We start from the raw sequence: 17,502 nt of genomic DNA, 5'->3' as shown, positions 1-17,502 counted from the left end.
GACCTTTGGCTCTGTTTGGACGCTCATTCAGCCTTTGGCATGATCCTTGCGAGAGGAACGGCGGGACGCGCCAACGGCGGTGCGTCCATCCCATACGCCCAAGGTTGGGCCCCTCGGCACCGTCGCTGACCCGGTTCGACAGCCCTTCACGGCTGGAGAGCCCTCAACGGCGCGTCGCCGGTGGGGCGTTGGATCGAGGTCGGGCGTGCCGCGGGGGTCCGGAACGAGAGATGGAGCGACCAACGTGACGCGAGACGTGACCCGAGACGTGATCCGACTTCCCGCCTCCCCCCGCACCGCCCTGCTGTCCGCCGCCGCCACGCTGGCGTTGATGCTCGGGTCCGCCCAGGCCGCTCCGCTCGACGTGGAGAAGGACCAGCTCAAGCTGGGCTTCATCAAGCTGACCGATATGGCCCCGCTCGCCATCGCCGCGGAGAAGGGCTTCTTCGAGGACGAGGGCCTGTCGGTGACGCTGGAGCCGCAGGCCAACTGGAAGGTGCTGCTCGACCGTGTGATCTCCGGGGAGCTGGACGGCGCCCACATGCTGGCCGGCCAGCCGCTGGGGGCCACCATCGGCTTCGGCACCCAGGCCAACGTGGTGACCGCCTTCTCGATGGACCTGAACGGCAACGGCATCACCCTGTCCAACGAGGTGTGGGAGCGGATGAAGCCCAACCTGCCCAAGGGGCCGGACGGCAAGCCGCTGCACCCGATCAAGGCCGACGCGCTGAAGCCGGTCATCGCCCAGTACCGGGCAGAGGGCAAGCCCTTCACCATGGGCATGGTCTTCCCCGTCTCCACCCACAATTACGAGCTGCGCTACTGGTTGGCCGCCGGCGGCATCAACCCCGGCTACTACGCGCCCAACGACGTGTCGGGCCAGATCCAGGCCGACGCGCTGCTCTCCGTCACCCCGCCGCCGCAGATGCCGGCGACGCTGGAGGCCGGGACCATCTTCGGCTACAGCGTCGGCGAGCCGTGGAACCAGCAGGCGGTGATGAAGGGCATCGGCGTGCCGGTCATCACCGACACCGAGATCTGGAAGAACAACCCGGAGAAGGTCTTCGGCGTCACCGAGGGCTGGGCCGCCAAGAACCCCAAGACCCATCTGGCGCTGGTCAAGGCGCTGATCCGCGCCGCCATGTGGCTGGACGAGAACGGCAACGCCAACCGCGCCGAGGCGGTGAAGATCCTGGCCAAGTCGGAGTATGTGGGGGCCGACGCCAAGGTCATCGCCAACTCGATGACCGGGACCTTCGAGTATGAGAAGGGCGACAAGCGGGCGGTTCCCGACTTCAACGTCTTCTTCCGCTACAACGCCACCTATCCCTTCTACTCCGACGCCGTCTGGTACCTGACGCAGATGCGCCGCTGGGGCCAGATCGCCGAGGCCAAGCCGGACGCCTGGTATGACGAGACCGCCCGCAAGGTCTACAAGCCGGAGATCTACCTGAAGGCCGCGCGGCTGCTGGTGGAGGAGGGCAAGGCCAAGGAGGCCGACTTCCCCTGGACCAGCGACGGCTACAAGCCGCTGGATAACGGATTCATCGACGGCATCGCCTACGACGGCCGCAAGCCCAACGAGTACCTGACGAAGCTGCCCATCGGCCTGAAGGGCGGGCAGGCGGTGCAGGGTGGGCAACTGGTCGGCGGTTGAGCGCTTCTTTCCCCGGATGACCCGCGCCGTGGTCGCGACGGGCCCCCACCCTAACCCTCCCCCGCTTCGCAGGGGAGGGAATCCGCTCCTCCCCCTGCGAAGCGGGGGAAGGTTGGGAGGGGGGCATCGGCGCCCCGCGCCAAACAGAAAGATCACCCCATGACCAGCGTGACCGAAGCCTCCACCCTCTCCTCCGCCGAGGCGATGCGCGCCCGGCGCAAGGCCCGTCTCGCCCACGCGCTCAACCGCACCGCCGCCACCCTGCAGATCGTCGGGCTCGGCTGGCTCAGCCCGCTGCTCCGCATGGCCGCCGGGGACAGCCCGCGCCAGCAGGGGCAGGAGCTGTGGCAGCAGATGGGCGTGCCGCTGACCGCTCTGATGCTGTTCCTCGCCGCCTGGGCGTGGCTGGCGCCACAGGTGAACACCAGCCTGGGCGCCATCCCCGGCCCGGCCCAGGTGTGGGAGCAGATCGGCATCCTCCACGCCGACCACAAGGCCGAGCGCGCCAAGGAAGCCGCCTTCTACGACCGGCAGGCCAAGCGCAACGCCGAGCTGCTGGCCAAGGACCCGGCCGCCGAGGTGAAGACCCGGCCCTACGCCGGCAAGCCGACCTATCTTGACCAGATCCTGACCAGCCTGAAGACGGTCTTCACCGGCTTCCTGCTCGGCGCGCTGGTGGCGGTGCCGCTGGGGGTGGCCTGCGGCCTGTCCCGCACGGTCAACGCGGCGATGAACCCGCTGATCCAGATCTTCAAGCCGGTGTCGCCGCTGGCCTGGCTGCCGCTGGTCACCATGGTGGTCAGCGCCACGGTGTCGAGCGACAACCCGACCTTTGAGAAGTCCTTCCTGACCTCGGCCGTCACGGTGACGCTCTGCTCGCTGTGGCCGACGCTGATCAACACGGCGGTCGGCGTGTCCTCCATCGACAAGGACCTGATGAACGTCGGCAAGGTGCTGCAGCTCTCCGGCCCGACGATGGTGCGCCGGCTCGTGCTGCCCTCGGCGCTGCCCTACATCTTCACCGGGCTGCGGCTGTCGCTGGGCGTGGGCTGGATGGTGCTGATCGCGGCGGAGATGCTGGCCCAGAACCCCGGCCTCGGCAAGTTCGTGTGGGACGAGTTCCAGAACGGCTCCTCCTCCTCGCTCGCCCGCATCATGGTGGCGGTCTTCACCATCGGCCTGATCGGCTTCCTGCTCGACCGCGTCATGCTGGCCTTCCAGGCCGCCGTTTCCCACACCGGCACCCGCTGAGGAGTCCCCGAGCATGGCCATCCTTGAGCTGAAGAACGTCGCGAAGTCCTACGGCGGGACCGAGGTGCTGCGCGGCATCGACCTGTCCATCGCGGAGGGGGAGTTCGTCGCCATCGTCGGCTTCTCCGGCGCCGGCAAGACCACGCTGGTCAACCTGATGGGCGGGCTGGCGGCCCCCGACGCGGGCACGGTGCTGTTCCGCGGTGCGCCGGTGCGCGGGCCGGGGGCGGAGCGCGGCGTCGTGTTCCAGAACTACTCGCTGATGCCCTGGCTGAGCGTGAAGGACAACGTGGCGCTGGCCGTGGACGCCGTGCACAAGGGCAAACCGTCGCCGGAGCGCGGCGTGCTCACCCGCCGCGCGGTGGAGACGGTGGGGCTGGGCCACGCCACCGACCGCCGCCCCAAGGAGCTGTCGGGCGGCATGCGCCAGCGCGTCGGCTTCGCCCGCGCGCTCGCCATGAGCCCGGAGATGCTGCTGCTCGACGAGCCGCTGTCGGCGCTGGACGCGCTGACCCGCGCCAAGCTCCAGGACGAGATCGAGGCGATCTGGCGCAAGGACCGCAAGACCGTCGTCCTCATCACCAACGACGTGGACGAGGCCATCCTGCTGGCCGACCGCATCATCCCGCTGACGCCGGGTCCGGGGGCGACGCTCGGCCCCGCCTTCGCGGTGGACCTGCCGCGCCCGCGCGACCGCACCGCCGTGAACCACGACCCGGATTTCAAGCGCCTGCGCGCCGAGGTCACGGCCTGGCTGATGGAGGCCGGGGCCAGCCGCGCCGCCGCCGCGGTGGACGAGAGTCTGACCATGCCGGCGGCGACGCCGATCACCGCAGCGCCCCCACCCAAGGCTTATCTTGCCGGCCAGCCCGGCGGCCTGTCCGACGACCGCTATGTGGAGTTCAGCCGGGTGACCAAGACCTTCGCCACGCCGAAGGGGCCGCTGACCGTGGTGGACGGCTTCGACCTGAAGATGCGCAAGGGGGAGTTCATCTCGCTGATCGGCCATTCGGGCTGCGGCAAGTCCACCGTCCTGTCGATGGTCGCCGGGTTGGCCGACGTCTCCAGCGGCGGCATCGTGCTGGACGGCAAGGAGGTCGTCGGCGCCGGTCCCGATCGGGCGGTGGTCTTCCAGGCGCCCAGCCTGTTCCCCTGGCTGACCGCGCTGGAGAACGTCATGCTGGGGGTCGACCGCGTCTACCCGCAGGCGGGCCGGGGCGAGCGCAACGACATCGCCCGCTACTACCTGTCGCGGGTCGGGCTGGGCAATGCCATGCACAAGACCGCGGCGGAGCTGTCCAACGGCATGAAGCAGCGCGTCGGCATCGCGCGGGCCTTCGCCCTGTCGCCGAAGCTGCTGCTGCTCGACGAGCCCTTCGGGATGCTGGACAGCCTGACCCGCTGGGAGCTTCAGGAGGTGCTGATGGAGGTGTGGGCGCGCACCCAGGTCACCGCCATCTGCGTCACCCACGACGTTGACGAGGCGATCCTGCTGGCCGACCGTGTGGTGATGATGTCCAACGGGCCGAACGCCCGCATCGGCCATATCCTGGAGGTGGACATCCCCCACCCCCGGACCCGGCAGGCCCTGCTGGAGCACCCCCGTTATTACGCCTACCGGGAGGAGTTGCTGAACTTTCTGGAAGGCGGGCACCACGGGACGGTGAAGGCGGCGTGAGGGGGAGGGCGGAGCGGCCATGGCGAACAAACCCCTGACCATTCTGGTGGCCGGCCCCGACCCCGACGCCACGCGGGCGGTGGAGGACGGCTTGGCCGTCGGGACGGGAGGCCGCGACCGGATCGCCGACCGGATCGCCGACCGGATCGCCGTGGTCCATGGGTTCGCCGACTTGGCCGCCCGCAGCGCCGCGCTGGCCCCGGACGCGGTCGTCGCGGTGCTGGAAACGCCGGACCCTGCGACGCTCGACGGCGTCTTCCGGCTGGCCCGGTCGGGAGCCTGCGCCGTCGTCCTCTTCGCCGACAAAGCCCCGCCGGGGGCGGCGGCGCAGGCGGCGGAGGCCGGGGTGGCCGCCTTCGTCCTCGACGGGCTGCACCCCGCCCGCGTGCGGCCGATCCTGGAAACCGCGCTGGCCAGATTCGCTGCTTTTGAAACGCTGAAACGCGAACGCGACGAGGCGCGCACGCAGCTCGCCGACCGCAAGCTGATCGAGCGGGCGAAGGGCATCCTGATGCAGCGGAATTCCCTGACGGAGGAGGCGGCCTACAACGCCCTGCGCAAGGCCGCCATGAAGCAGGGCCGCCGCATCGCCGACATCGCGCAAAGCGTCATCACCGCCGCCCAGATCGAGCTGTGACGCATTTCAGATCAAGGAGTTCGGAAAAAAATGATACCAAATGACCACTTCACTTCCTAGACTGGAAGGTCGGTGTTCGCGCGGTCTTGTGACGGTGCGTCTCCACAACAATGCCAAAGCTTGCGAGTCGCGACAAGCCGTCCAATGAGCGCGATGCATGGCGTGATGGGAAGGACGTTGTCGCCAATGCCGGCTCAGACGGTTTGTGGAACCCGAGCGATCACCTTGATCTCGAAGTCGAAACCGGCGAGCCACGTCACGCCGACCGCGGTCCAGTTGGGATAGGGCTTCTGCGGAAACATCCGGTCCTTGACCGACAGGACAGTCTCGAATTGGGCCTCCGGATCGGTGTGGAACGTCGTCACGTCCACGATGTCGTCGAAGGTGGCGCCGGCCGCCTTCAGAACCTCGCGCAGGTTGTCGAAAGCCAGTTGAACCTGCTTCGCGAAGTCCGGCTCGGGAGAACCGTCCTCGTGACCGCCCACCTGCCCCGAGATGAAGAGGAGATCGCCGGATCGGATGGCCGCGGAGTAGCGGTGGATTTCGTAGAGCGCCTGCCGGCCGGCCGGAAAGAGGGCGTCACGCTTGGACATCGGTGTCTCCCGTTTAGATTGGAACCGGAGCAGGAGATAGCAGTTGAAGAGGTGCGCGATTAGACGTTGAAATCGACACGGGCTGATGCAAAATCGCCATCAATGATGCGTCCCTCCCTGAACGACCTCAGCGCCTTCGTGGCCGTCGCCACCCATCGCAGCTTTCGCCGTGCCGCGGACGAACTCGGAACGGCGCCATCCACGCTGAGCCACGCGATGCGGGGCCTTGAGGATCGGCTGGGCGTGCGCCTCCTCAACCGCACGACCCGCAGCGTTTCGCCGACCGAAGCGGGGATTGAACTGCTCGGCCGGCTGCAGGTCGCCCTGACATCGTTGGACGAAGCGCTGGACGCCGCCTCGGCTGTTCGGGGAAATGTGGCCGGCCGGGTCCGCATCAACGCGCCGCGCGTGGCCGCGGCGGTTCTCGTCCGCGACGTCCTCCCGCGCATGGTCGAGCGGTTTCCCGACGTGACGGTGGATCTGGTCGTCGAGGGGCGGCTGATCGACATCGTGTCCGGCGGCTTCGACGCCGGCGTCCGCCTGATCGACTCCATCCCGAAGGACATGGTCGCGGTGCCCTTCCCCGCCCCGATCGGTTTCGTCTGCGTCGCCTCCCCCGCCTATCTCGACCGCGCCGGGGAGCCGACGACGCCCGACGATCTCCAGCGTCATCGCTGCATCGGCCACCGCCTGCCCGGCGGACGGCTGTACCGCTGGGAGTTCGAGCGGGCCGGGCAGGAATTGACGGTCGACACCAACGGACCGCTGGTGCTCGACGACGAGGAACTGATGGTGGACGCCGCCGCGCAAGGATTGGGGCTCGCCTATGTGGTGAGTTGGGCCGCCGAAGCCGCCCTTGCGGACGGGCGGTTGCGGACCGTTCTGCCCGCCTGGATGCACAAGCCGGAGCGGGCGGCGGTGTATTATCCCGGGCACCGCGCCGTGCCGCCGGCCCTGCGGGCGTTCCTCGACATCGTCAAGACCATGCCGACCGCTCCGGAAACGCATTGATGATCCTCCAAACCAGCGGGTCCCCGACGCTTGCGGTCGCCACTATGATGGCGCCCCGTTTGGTTCAGGGAGTTGGGCATGCTGGTCCGGCAGGGTGAGCATCGTGGCGTGTCGGCGGACCGCAGTCTGGCCTGGTCGCTGGCGGGCATCGCCGGCGCTGTCAACGCCGCGGGATTCTACGCCGCCGGCCTCTACTCCTCGCACATGACCGGCACCGTCTCGACCATGGCGGATCATCTGGCGCTGGGCGAGATGGGCGCCTTCGGCATGGCGCTGGCGATCGTGGCGACCTTCATCGCCGGGGCGATGGTGTCGGCGATGCTCATCAACGCCGGGCAGCGCCGCGGCCTGTCGGCGATCTACGCCTACAGCGTCTGCCTGGAAGCCCTGCTGCTCGCCGGGCTCGGCGCCGCCGACGTCTGGCTGCACGAGCTTCGCGGCGCCGCGCTGGTCATGGGGTTGAGCTTCCTGATGGGGTTGCAGAACGCCATCGTCACGCGCATCTCCAACGCCCGCGTCCGCACCACCCACGTCACCGGCATGATCACCGACATCGGGATCGAACTGGGCAACCTGATCGACGATCTCTACCACCGCAACGGCCGGGATCGCGTCCGGGTGACGCTCGACAAGCTGAAGACGCATCTGCCGACCGTCGGCTCCTTCTTCCTGGGCGGCGTCTTGGGAGTTCTGGGCTACAGCGCCTGGGGCGCCATGCTGTTCGTGACGCTGGCGGCCATCCTCGCCGGCTTCGCCGCCCCGGTGATTCTCGCCGAATGGCGGACGGCGGAGTAGGAGCGTTTCAAATTCAGCGTTGCCGGACGCCGTTTTCCACTGTTGACGCAACATGACCGATTCCGAAGGCCCGATCCTCGACATCATCGCCCCCGGACTGGACGCCCTGTTCGTCGGCTTCAACCCCGGCATGCGCTCCGGCCGGCTCGGCCACAATTACGCTGGGCCGGGCAACCAATTCTGGAAACTGCTGGCGGAGGCCGGCCTGACGCCACGGCTGCTGCGCCCGGAGGAGGACCGGCTGTTGCCGGAGTTCGGGCTGGGCTCCACCAACCTCGTGGCGCGGGCGACCCCGGGCGCCGCCGATCTCAGCCGGGCGGAGCTGCGCGGCGGCGTGCCGCGGCTGCGCGCGCTGATCGCGGAATTCCGGCCGCGGGTGATCGCCTACACGGGGAAGGGGGTCTATCTCGCCGCCGCGGATCGCGACCGGGCGGACTGGGGCGTGCAGCCGGACAGCCTGTTCGATGGTCCGGTGGACGTCGTGCTGCCCTCGCCCAGCGGGCTCGCCCGCCTGCCCTTCGCGGAAAAGCTGCGCTGGTTCTGCGAGGTCAAGCGGGTCATCGACGCTGAAGTTGACACCCGCCGCTGACGTCAGCGGGTGTCCGTTACAAATTCAGCGTTGCCAACGGTCAGGCCAGAAGCTCGTCGAGAAGGGCGTGGAGGCGGCGCAGCTCCTGCCATTGCGCCTCGCTGAGCTGCTTGCGGTGCGCCCGCAATTCCCCGGCGTCGACGGCGGAGAAGTCCTTGGCGATGCGATGGACGGCGGAGACGAACCGCACCGCCGGGGCCGGCTGAACCCGCGCCGTTGCCGCGGACTCCGGCTCTCCGCCGCCCATCTGGGCGCGCTTGGCCTCGCGCAGCGCCTTGACGGTGCCGCCGTCCTTGATGGTGTCCCACAGCTTCCTCTGGAGGACCGGATCGTCCACCGCGGCGATCTCCGTCAGGATGCTTTTCGGGACGGAGCGGTGGCGCGTTTCAAATTCAGCGACGATGTCGGCCGGCAGACGCAGCAGGGACAGGGTGCGCGTCACCTCCGCCTGGCTGCGCCCGATGACCTGCCCCAGCGCCTCGTGCGTGTAGTCGTGCCGCTCGATCAGCCGGGCGAAGGCGCGGGCCAGCTCCATGGCGTCGAGGTCGACGCGCTGGATGTTCTCGATCAGCGCCAACTCGTCGGGGTCACCGTCGGTGACGATGGCGAAGATGGTCTGGCGCCCGGCCAGCCCGCAGGCGCGCAGGCGCCGCTCACCGGCGATCAGACGGTAGTCGCCGTCGCCGAGATCCTGCACGAGAACCGGCTGCTTCAGCCCGTGCCGGGCGATGGAGTTGGCCAGCTCCTGCAGCGACTGGTCGTCGAAATGGCGGCGCGGCTGGTCGGGATTGGGGTGAACCCGGTCGAGATCGACCTCGATCAGCCGCGGGAAGTCGGCGGAGAGCCCGAACAGCGCGTCCCCGCCGCGCTGCGCCGCCTTGTCGAAAATGCGGGTGCTGGTCCGTTCGAGTTTACGAGACATGGGCGTCTTCCGCAGTCTGGAGGTGGGCGGCCAGTTCGCGCGCCAGTTCGCCGTAGGCCTGGACGCTGTTGGAATTCGGATCGGCCTCGATGGCCGGACGACCGGCGCCCGACGCCTGGGCGAACAGGGTGGCGCGCGGCACCGCGTTCAGAACGCGGGTGCGCCCTTCGTAATGCTCCTGAATCTCGCGCAGGCTGGCCTGATCTTGCGTCAAGCGGGACGAGAACATGGTCGGCAGGATGCCGAAGATGTTCAGCGACGGGTTCGAGCGGCGGCGGATCTTAGCGATGGTTTCCAGCAGCAACGGCACGCCGAGCCCGGCGAACACCTCCGTCTGCACGGGAATCAGCACGAGATCGCTGGCCGCCAGCGCGTTGATGGTGAGAAGACCGAGGTTGGGCGGGCAGTCGATCACGATGACATCGTAACGGTTCCGCACCTCCGCCAGCTTCTCCTTGAGCACCAGGGAGTTGTCCGGCTCCGCCACCAGCTCCGTCTCCGCCGCCGCGAGGCCGATGCTGGAGGGGGCGAGCATGACGGCGCCGCCGCACACCGGCTGGAGGATGCTGTCGAAGGACGCCCCGCCGCGCACCACATTATAGATGCCCTTGCGCTGGGTTTCGATCTCGCCGGGGTCGAGCCCCATATGAACGGTGGCGTTGCCCTGGGGATCGCTGTCGAGAAGCATCACCTTCAGGCCCAGCGTGGACAGCGCATAGGACAGGTTGACCGCCGTCGTCGTCTTGCCGACGCCGCCCTTCTGGTTGGCCACCGCCACCACGGCGCGCTGCATCTTCGGCACCCCGGCGTTCTGCGGCACGGCGGCCATGCCGCCCTGGCCAGCCAGGAACCCGGCGACCTGCTGGGGGATGCGCTCCGCCCCGCTCTCCCACCGGCTGATCCGGGATCGGTCGTAGCGGCGATTCAGTGCGCCGTTGAGCCATGTCGCGAAGCTCAACTGGTCCTCGGCACGCCGTTCGCGGATGGCGCGCAGTTCTTCCCCGTTCATCGGGCCTCCGGCTTTCCCTGTGTGTGGACCTTTCTTGCAAAATTTGACGCAACTGGTCAAGCCGGAGCGCACCGAATTGCGTCAAATGGTGGTTGGAGGAGGGGTCATGCGACGTCGTATGGGACTATGGTCATAGAATTTGATGGTTTCCACCGGCCTCTGCGAGCGGCGGAAAACCATTCCGGAGGCGAATCGATCCGGACCCCGTCAAGCCCATTTTCCAAAGCGTTACCAATTCAGCGTTGCTCGGCGGCAGCGGTTTCGATTCGGGCCTTGAATCGCCTGGATTCTGATGTTTCAAATTCAGCGTTGGTCTTCGATTCGCTGGTTTGTGTGGGCGTTGCAAGATCTGCGCGAGACTCGTCGAGTCGGCTAAGCCCTGGAAAGCCTTGGGTTTCCGAGTCGAATGTTACCAATTCAGCGTCGGACGCGAGTCGGTTTTGTTTCAAATTCAGCGTCGGAGGCGGTTGACAGTTGACGGTCCTGGTCGGGGAACGGCGATCCGCGTCGATGCTCGCTGCGGTGGAGGATCAGGGTCCGGATCACCCTCGAATGCCCGGTTGGCGATTCTCCGCCCCTGCCGACGTTGCGTTTTCAGCGAAGGGGGTCGCGCCAGCACCCGCGCAACCGGTCTAACCGGAGAATCCTATAGGGACTCATATAGGACATGGTTGCGAGTTCAGCGTGGATAACCGCCTTTCGTGACTCGTCTTCAGCGTGGATGAGCGAGTCCCCGTTGCGACTTCGGCGTCCTTGCCGTTGCGGAGTCAGCGAGCCGATCCGGCCGGTTTCCCCCGTTGCGATTCCAACTCAGCGTGGACAAGCCCGTCCGGCTGTGGACAAGCGGCTTTCCGGCCCCGGACGCTCCGTTGGCGACGCTGATTTTGAAACGTTGGCTCGAACGTCGGCTCGGCGGTTGCCGGCAGGGCATGGGGTGGCCGGTCGCCAATGGTCGCTTCGCTGAAGTTGAGTCGGAATCTGCAGCTTCCGTTGCAACTTCAGCGATTCGTGGGATGGACGCGCTTCACAGCCACCACATTTTGTGTTTTCTGAAATGACAGGAACGTGACCGAACGAGGCCGGAGGGGTCCCATGGCGAAAATCCACGAGCAGCTTACCCTGGAGGGATTCGAGGCGGTTCTTGCCCGCACCGAAGACCCCAAGGAGCGCCGCCGTGTGATGATGGCCCATGAAGCGCTGTCCAACGAGATGGACGCGATCGGCTATCTCCACGCCGGCTTCTGCCAAGCCTCCCTGCCGCACCGCAAGCCCAAGGACGAGACCGCCCCCTGGGTGCGCAACAACGGCAAGTACCAGCTCGTCGTGCGTCCCGGCATCCTGCCGCTGCGCGACGGCACGGTCTTGGACGTCGGCGTTCCCTACGGCGCCAAGGCGCGCCTGATCATGATCTACCTGCAGACCGAGGCGCGCAAGACGCGCAGCGCCCACGTCGATCTGGGGCCGAGCATGAGCGCGTGGCTGCGCCGTCTCGGGCTGGCCCCGACGGGCGGGGAGCGCGGCAATTACAAGCCGGTGCGCGAGCAGGTGCTGCGGATCGCCCGTAGCGAATTCACGTTGCGCACCACCACCGGCCCCTCGACGGCGGAAATCTCCGACCAGCGCCTGATCGACGGCATCAAGCTGTGGCGGGACGAGGAGGACACGCCCGACCTGTTCCGCACCGGTGGCGAATGGGTGCGCTTCGTTCGCCTGACCCAGAGCTTCTTCGAGCATCTGATGGAACACGCCGTCCCGCTGGACGAGCACGCCATCGCCAAGCTGAAGAACTCCGCCCTGGCGCTCGACGCTTATGTGTGGCTGGTCCACCGCCTGCACCGGCTGGACAAGCAGACGGTGGTTCCCTGGCACGCCCTGTCGCAGCATTTCGGTTCGGTGAGCGAGCACCGCGTCCTGGCCTTCCGCCTGAAGGAAGCCTTGAAGGACGTCATGGCCGTCTATCCCGACGCGAACATCGAGCCGACCTCCAAGGGCCTCGTCCTGCGCCCCTCGGCGCCGGCCGTGCCGTCCAACAAGCATCTCGTCCTGCGCCCCGTCCGCGGCTGACAGAGGAAGGGCGGTTGAGCGCCGCGGATGAAATCGTCCGCGCATGGCGCGCGCTGTTGAAAAACACCGCCGAGGCGTGACATTGTCGATCGGTTGCAACCATCCGGTGCGATGCCGCCCCGGATGCAGCGGAAGGACCGATCCCAATGTCCTACAGGGTCGATGACGATCAGTATCCGGCGCGCGCCGTGGTGTCCATCGAGGCCACCTGGGGAAGCCGCAGCTACATCGGTTCGGGCTTCCTGGTCGGTCGCAACGACGTCATCACCGCCTCCCACGTCGTCTACAACGCCGCGCTCGGCGGCAAGCCCAGCAGCCTGAAGATTTACCCGTCCTACAACCCGGGCAAGTCCGACAACAAGGCCTACGGCGTCGCCAAATCGCAGTTCTTCACCAATTTCGATCCGGACTCGGATGGCAAGCTGATCACCGGCGATTTCTACCGCAACACCCAGAGCGGGTCCGAGATCGACGTCGCGTTGCTGACCCTGTCCGAGCCCATCGGCGACTCCTACGGCTACTTCGGGATCGACTGGAACTTCGGCGGCGGGGCCGTCAGTGTTCTGGGCTATCCCGCCAAATACGATCGCTACGAAATCTACGACAGCGGCTCGATCCGTCGGTCGGGCGTCGATACGGTCTACTATGTGAACCCCGACCTGGAGATCAATCCCGGCAACTCCGGCGGTCCGATCTACTACAGCTCCGGAAACAACGTCTTTGCCGTCGGCGTCGTGTCGACCGCCGTCGGTGCCGCCTCGCTTGGCGGCCACGCCTATTGGCTGAAGGACGCGCTGACCGCCAACGACTCCTACATCTCCTCCAGCGCCCCCCCGCCCGACACGCAGCGGCGGGCCTTCGTGAACAACGGGGTGTCCGGCTGGGAAGTGCAGATGGAAATCTATGTCGGCCCGCTGACCACGCTGAAGAACATCTATCTGGGCACCAAATCCGTCGAGGCGGTGATCGGCAGCGTGCTGGGCGACTTCATGAATCTGGGCGGCGGCGACGACGCGGCGGACGGGAAGGACGGCGACGACGTGCTGGACGGCGGCACCGGCTCCAACTTCCTGACCGGCGGGGCGGGCAACGACACCTTCTTCCTGGACGGGCGGGGCACCGGGGTGACCTGGTCCACCATCACCGACTTCGAGCCGGGCGAATGGACCACCGCCTGGGGATGGAGGGAGGGGGTGTCGACGCTCAGCTGGGAAGCGATGAAGGGCGCCACCGGGTACGAGGGCGCCACGGCGCGCATCGACTTCGACGGCAACGGCACCATCGACGGCAGCATCACCTTCACCGGGAAAGCCGTCGGCGCGGTCATCACCATGCCGGGGCAGGTCGGCGCCGACAGCTATCTGGCCTTCCGGCTGGCCTGACGGCCCTTTCACCATAGGGACGCGGAGACACGGAGGAGGGCGCGCCTCCGTGTCTCCGCGTCCGTGTCTCCCTGCTGATCCCGCGGTGATCCCAGGCGGTCCGGAGCACTCTACAGCGGCAGCAGCAGTTCCCGCTGCGCCGCGGCGTCCGGCGACGGTGCCGCCAGCGTCCCGCGGGTAACCGTCACGGCGCTGCGCCCGCCGCCCTGCGGGATGACGCGCACCTGCACGCCGATCCGCTCCACCAGCGCCGGGACGTGGCTGATGACGCCGACCTGCCGCCCGGTGGCCTGGAGCGCCTCCAGGCAGGACAGGGCCAGATCCAGGCTGTCGGGGTCCAGCGTGCCGAACCCCTCGTCGATGAACAGGGTACCGATCCCGGCTCCTCCTCCTCCCGCCATGGCCGACAGGCCGAGCGCCAGGGCCAGTGACACCAGGAACATCTCGCCGCCGGACAGGCTGTGCACGCCGCGCCGCTCGTCGCCCATCTCGCCGTCCACCACCTGGATCTCCAGGTCGGCCCCGCCCACCCGCTCCAACCGGTAGCGGCGGGCGAGATCAGCCAGATAGCGGTTCGCCTGGACCAGAAGCAGATCGAGGCTGAGGCTCTGGGCGAAGTTGCGCAGCTTCCGCCCGTCGGCGGAGCCGATGAGCTGCGCCATGGTCGCCCACAGCCCCTGTGCCTTGCGCTGCGCCTCCACCCGGTCGAGCACGGCGGCGAGGCGGCCGCGGTTCTCCGTGTCGGCGCGCAGCCGGGCCTGGGCCTCGCCCAGCCGGTTGCGGGCCTCCTGAAGGCGCCGGCCCGTCTCGGCCACGGCCTCGCCGGCCTCCCCCGCGTCGAGCGCGGGCCGTCCGGCGGCGTGATGCTCCTGCCGCGTCCGCGTCCGCTCCGCCTCCCGAAGCGCCTCCTCGCGCTGCGCCGACTCGAGGGCGGCCAGCGCCCGCTCCTCTCCGGCCAGCCAATCCTCGTCCCGGACCAGATGGGCGCGCGCCGCCTCCACGGTGACGCCGCAGCGCTCCGCCACGGCGATCAGGGCGTCGGCCGCCGCTTCTGCCTCGGCGGCGCACCGGCGGGCGGACTCGCCGCGCGTGGCGACGGTCTGTTCCGCCCCCGACAGGCGGGCCGCCGCGTCCTGCCGGGCGACGGTGGCCTGTTCGACCAGGGCCTCGGTTCGCCGGCAGGCCTCGGTCAGCTCCTTCTTCACCGCGGCCACCGCCCGTCCGTCCAACAGGGACGCCCGTGCCGCGCGCCGATCCTCCAGCGCGGCGGCCAACCCCTCGCACCGCCGCCGCGCCGCCTGTTCGGCCTGCTGCGCTCCCTCCAGCTCCGCCGCCTTGGCGCCGGCCTGCCGTTCCAGGGCCTCCACGTCGCGCAGCGCCCGGGCCAACCCCTCGCGCTGGCGCAGGACGTCGGCGACCCGCCCGCCGAGATGCTCGCGGAACCCCTCGGAATCGCGGTCGAGGTCACCGGCCCAACCCGCCAACCCGGCGAAGGGCTGGGCCAGTTCCGTCCGCACCGCCTGCCGGGCTTCCGCTGCCTGATCGCGCCGCGCCAGGAACAGGGACTCGGCGTGGCGGGCCGAATCACGCTGTCGGGTCCGCGTCTCGATGGCCCGGTCGGCGTCGGCCAGCGCCGCGTCCCGTTCCCGGCACGCCTGCACCGCCGCGTCGAGCCGTGCCTTGTGGTCCAGCGCCGCCGCCTCGGCCCGCCCAACCTCGGCGAGTTCCGCATCGACGCCGGCCAGCCGCCGGGCGACGGTTTCCGCATCCGGCCCGGTGGGCAGGCCGAAGGCCGGCGCCCGTTCGGCCCAGCGCTTCTCCGTCGCCGCCCGTTCCACCGCCAGGGCGGCCAGCCGCCCGGCCAGACTTCCCGCACGCTCCCGCGCCGCCTTCGCCGCGGCGGTCCGGGCGCCGTGATCCATCGCCAGCTCGGTCACCTCACCGCGCAGGGCGGCGACGTGGCGTTCCTGGTCCTCGGCCAGCCGGTCGAGCGGCGTGTGGCCGGTGCCCCACGGGTGCTCCGCGGCGCCGCAGACCGGGCAGGCCTCGCCGTCCACCAGCTGGGCGCGCAGGGAGGCCACGGTCTCGCTGCGGGCAAGGCGCAGGCGGCGCAGCGCCAGATCCGCCTCCTCCAACGCCGCCCGGCGCTGCTCCAGCCGCGCCTTCGTCTCGCCGGCGCGGGCCTCCTCCTCCGCGGCGGCGGTGCACTGCTGCTCCCCTTCCGCTTCGGTCTCCGCGCTGTCCGTCGCTAGCCGCACGGCCCGCTCCGCCAACTGCGCCAGGGCCGCCAGCCCGTCGCGCCGCTCCGCCAGCGCCGTGCGGCGCCCGCGCAAGGCGTCCAGCGAGTCCACCGTTTCGGCCTTCAGCGCGGCCAGCGTCCGCTCGGCCTCGTCCCGCCGTTCGGCGGCGTCCCGCCGGACGGCGGCAAGGCGGGCCAGCTCCGCCTCATGGGCCGTGACCTCCGCGGCGGCGCGGCCGGCCTCCGCCTCCGCCTCCCGCGCCGCCCTCGCGGAGTCGCGGTGGCGCAGCAGCAGCGAGTCCCAGCGCGCCCATTGGTCGGCCACCGGCCACAGCGCCGTCTGACCGGCCAGCCAGTTCTCCCGCTCCGCCGAGTCGGCACGGGCCTGCTCCAGCGCCGTCCGGGTGGCGCTCCAACTCTCTCCAATCCCCTTGGCGTCCGCCTCTGCCGTCGCGGCGTCGGCGAGCGCCCCGGCCTGTTGGCCGGCCAGCGCGGCGATCTCGGCATCCAGGGTGGCCGCCTGTTCCAACTCGGGCTCGGCGGCGTCGATGGCGCCGCGGGCGGCCTCGTAGGCGCTGCGCACCTCGCGATGACGGGCCTCGGCCTGGACCAGCCGGTCCTGCGCCTCCGTCACCGCGGCGTGGGCGTGGGCCAGCGCCTCCCGGGCCTCCGACGCCGCCGCGGCGCAGCGGTCGGCCTCGCTCAACCGCGCCCGCAGCGGCTGGAGCCGGCGGAGCAGAGCGGCCTCCTCCCGCCGCGCCCCGGCCTCCTGCCAGACCGCTTCGGCCCGTGCGCTCGCCGCGGCGGCGTCCGCTTCCGCCTTGGCCAGCCGGGCGTCCTGCTCATGCCAGGCGACGGCGGCGCGGGCCTGCTCGAACGCCGTTTCCTCCCGCCGGACCGCCTCGGCCGCCGCTCCGGCCTCGGCGTCCAGGACGGCGCGCTCGTCGTCGGTCAGCACGCCGATGCCCGCGCATTGCCCCTCCAGCGCCTCCAGCGCCCGCTGCTCCTCCCGGGAGCGCTCGTGCGCGGCGACGGAGATGCGGGAATAGATCTCGGTGCCGGTCAGCAGCTCCAGCAGGGCGGAGCGCTCCGTCGCCGGAGCCTTGAGGAAATTGGCGAAATCGCCCTGGGCCAGCAGGACGGCGCGGCGGAACTGCTCGAAGCTCAGCCCAAGCCGGGTGGAAATCTCGTCCAGCACGCTGGTCTTGCCGTCGCCCAGCCGCTTGCCGTCCGCAAGCGCGGTCAGGCTCATCGTCTGCTTCTGCAGCTGGCCGCGCGCGTTCTGCCGCGCCCGCCGCAGCTCCCAGCGCGCCCGGTAGGCGGCGCCGTCGATCCCGGCGAAATCCACCTCGGCCCAGCCGGCCCCGGCGCCGCGGCGCAGGACGCTGCGCACGTCGGTGGTGCTGATGGCGTCGGTGTCGCCGCTGGCGCCCAGCGCCACGCCGCGCCCGTCCGGCAGCCGGGGCATGCGGTCGAACAAGGCGAGGCACAGCGCGTCGAGGATGGTGCTCTTACCCGCCCCGGTCGGGCCGGTGATGGCGAACAGACCGGCGTGGCCCAGCGGCCCGCTGGCCAGCTCCACCGCGAAGGTCCCGTCCAGGCTGGCCAGATTGCCGCCGCGAATTGCCAGAATCCGCATCACGCACCCTCCTGAACGGTCGCGACCAACTCGTGA

15 protein-coding genes (1 of these 15 running past the window's edge) are annotated in these 17,502 nt (G+C 69.4%); 10 read left to right on the top strand and 5 right to left on the bottom strand.

Annotated features, from left to right (window positions below):
- The first annotated feature begins 331 nt into the window (after window positions 1–331).
- The 4 genes from Sp245p_RS19865 to Sp245p_RS19850 all read left to right on the top strand — a co-directional run bounded on the left by Sp245p_RS19865 (window position 332) and on the right by Sp245p_RS19850 (window position 5,223).
- Complete coding sequence (locus tag Sp245p_RS19865) at window positions 332–1,657, top strand: CmpA/NrtA family ABC transporter substrate-binding protein (protein WP_082188256.1); 1,326 nt, start codon at window positions 332–334, stop codon at window positions 1,655–1,657.
- Window positions 1,658–1,816: 159 nt separating this feature from the next.
- Window positions 1,817–2,908 (top strand): ABC transporter permease, encoded by a 1,092-nt coding sequence (locus Sp245p_RS19860; protein ID WP_014197981.1) that lies wholly within the window; start codon window positions 1,817–1,819, stop codon window positions 2,906–2,908.
- A 13-nt stretch (window positions 2,909–2,921) separates the two neighbouring features.
- Window positions 2,922–4,586, top strand: a complete 1,665-nt coding sequence (locus Sp245p_RS19855) for an ABC transporter ATP-binding protein (RefSeq protein ID WP_014197980.1) — start codon at window positions 2,922–2,924, stop codon at window positions 4,584–4,586.
- 19 nt (window positions 4,587–4,605) lie between these two features.
- A complete protein-coding gene (locus Sp245p_RS19850; RefSeq protein WP_014197979.1) occupies window positions 4,606–5,223 on the top strand; it encodes an ANTAR domain-containing response regulator in 618 nt (205 codons plus the stop codon).
- Between the two features lie 194 nt (window positions 5,224–5,417).
- On the opposite strand, the gene Sp245p_RS19845 is transcribed toward Sp245p_RS19850, so the two are convergent.
- On the bottom strand, window positions 5,418–5,816 hold the full coding sequence (locus Sp245p_RS19845) for a RidA family protein (RefSeq protein WP_014197978.1): 399 nt from the start codon (window positions 5,814–5,816) through the stop codon (window positions 5,418–5,420).
- A gap of 102 nt (window positions 5,817–5,918) precedes the next feature.
- Here Sp245p_RS19845 and Sp245p_RS19840 point away from each other — a divergent pair, with 102 nt between their 5' ends.
- The 3 genes from Sp245p_RS19840 (at window position 5,919) to Sp245p_RS19830 (ending at window position 8,211) form a co-directional block, all read left to right on the top strand.
- Complete coding sequence (locus tag Sp245p_RS19840; protein WP_014197977.1) at window positions 5,919–6,827, top strand: LysR family transcriptional regulator; 909 nt, start codon at window positions 5,919–5,921, stop codon at window positions 6,825–6,827.
- A gap of 78 nt (window positions 6,828–6,905) precedes the next feature.
- A complete protein-coding gene (locus Sp245p_RS19835; RefSeq protein ID WP_014197976.1) occupies window positions 6,906–7,622 on the top strand; it encodes a YoaK family protein in 717 nt (238 codons plus the stop codon).
- Window positions 7,623–7,674: 52 nt separating this feature from the next.
- Window positions 7,675–8,211, top strand: a complete 537-nt coding sequence (locus Sp245p_RS19830; protein WP_014197975.1) for a mismatch-specific DNA-glycosylase — start codon at window positions 7,675–7,677, stop codon at window positions 8,209–8,211.
- A gap of 40 nt (window positions 8,212–8,251) precedes the next feature.
- On the opposite strand, the gene Sp245p_RS19825 is transcribed toward Sp245p_RS19830, so the two are convergent.
- Together Sp245p_RS19825 and Sp245p_RS19820 are read right to left on the bottom strand one after the other, a co-directional pair.
- Window positions 8,252–9,133, bottom strand: a complete 882-nt coding sequence (locus tag Sp245p_RS19825) for a ParB/RepB/Spo0J family partition protein (RefSeq protein WP_014197974.1) — start codon at window positions 9,131–9,133, stop codon at window positions 8,252–8,254.
- The gene (locus tag Sp245p_RS19820) at window positions 9,123–10,142 is read right to left on the bottom strand and encodes a ParA family protein (RefSeq protein WP_014197973.1); all 1,020 of its coding nucleotides are present in this window, start codon (window positions 10,140–10,142) and stop codon (window positions 9,123–9,125) included. The genes Sp245p_RS19825 and Sp245p_RS19820 overlap by 11 nt, the downstream gene beginning before the upstream one ends.
- A gap of 869 nt (window positions 10,143–11,011) precedes the next feature.
- Between Sp245p_RS19820 and Sp245p_RS19815 the strand changes: the two genes are divergently transcribed.
- The 3 genes from Sp245p_RS19815 (at window position 11,012) to Sp245p_RS19805 (ending at window position 13,588) form a co-directional block, all read left to right on the top strand.
- Window positions 11,012–11,200, top strand: a complete 189-nt coding sequence (locus Sp245p_RS19815) for a hypothetical protein (protein ID WP_129557202.1) — start codon at window positions 11,012–11,014, stop codon at window positions 11,198–11,200.
- A 34-nt stretch (window positions 11,201–11,234) separates the two neighbouring features.
- Complete coding sequence (locus tag Sp245p_RS19810) at window positions 11,235–12,206, top strand: replication protein RepA (protein ID WP_014197970.1); 972 nt, start codon at window positions 11,235–11,237, stop codon at window positions 12,204–12,206.
- A 146-nt stretch (window positions 12,207–12,352) separates the two neighbouring features.
- Window positions 12,353–13,588: a trypsin-like serine peptidase gene (locus tag Sp245p_RS19805; protein ID WP_014197969.1), complete on the top strand. Its 1,236-nt coding sequence runs from the start codon at window positions 12,353–12,355 to the stop codon at window positions 13,586–13,588.
- 110 nt (window positions 13,589–13,698) lie between these two features.
- On the opposite strand, the gene Sp245p_RS19800 is transcribed toward Sp245p_RS19805, so the two are convergent.
- Window positions 13,699–17,466, bottom strand: coding sequence for an AAA family ATPase (locus tag Sp245p_RS19800; protein ID WP_109138787.1), 3,768 nt, complete (start codon window positions 17,464–17,466; stop codon window positions 13,699–13,701).
- On the bottom strand, window positions 17,466–17,502 hold the 3' end of the coding sequence (locus Sp245p_RS19795; protein WP_041812787.1) for an exonuclease SbcCD subunit D C-terminal domain-containing protein. 1,220 nt of this gene lie beyond the right edge of the window; only the last 37 of its 1,257 coding nucleotides appear in the window; its start codon lies off the right edge, out of view; its stop codon occupies window positions 17,466–17,468. The genes Sp245p_RS19800 and Sp245p_RS19795 overlap by 1 nt, the downstream gene beginning before the upstream one ends.

This window comes from Azospirillum baldaniorum, from assembly GCF_003119195.2.
Classification (GTDB): Bacteria; Pseudomonadota; Alphaproteobacteria; order Azospirillales; family Azospirillaceae; genus Azospirillum; species Azospirillum baldaniorum.
The sequence above is the reverse complement of the archived record's forward strand: the minus strand, read 5'-3'. Positions and strand labels throughout refer to the sequence as shown.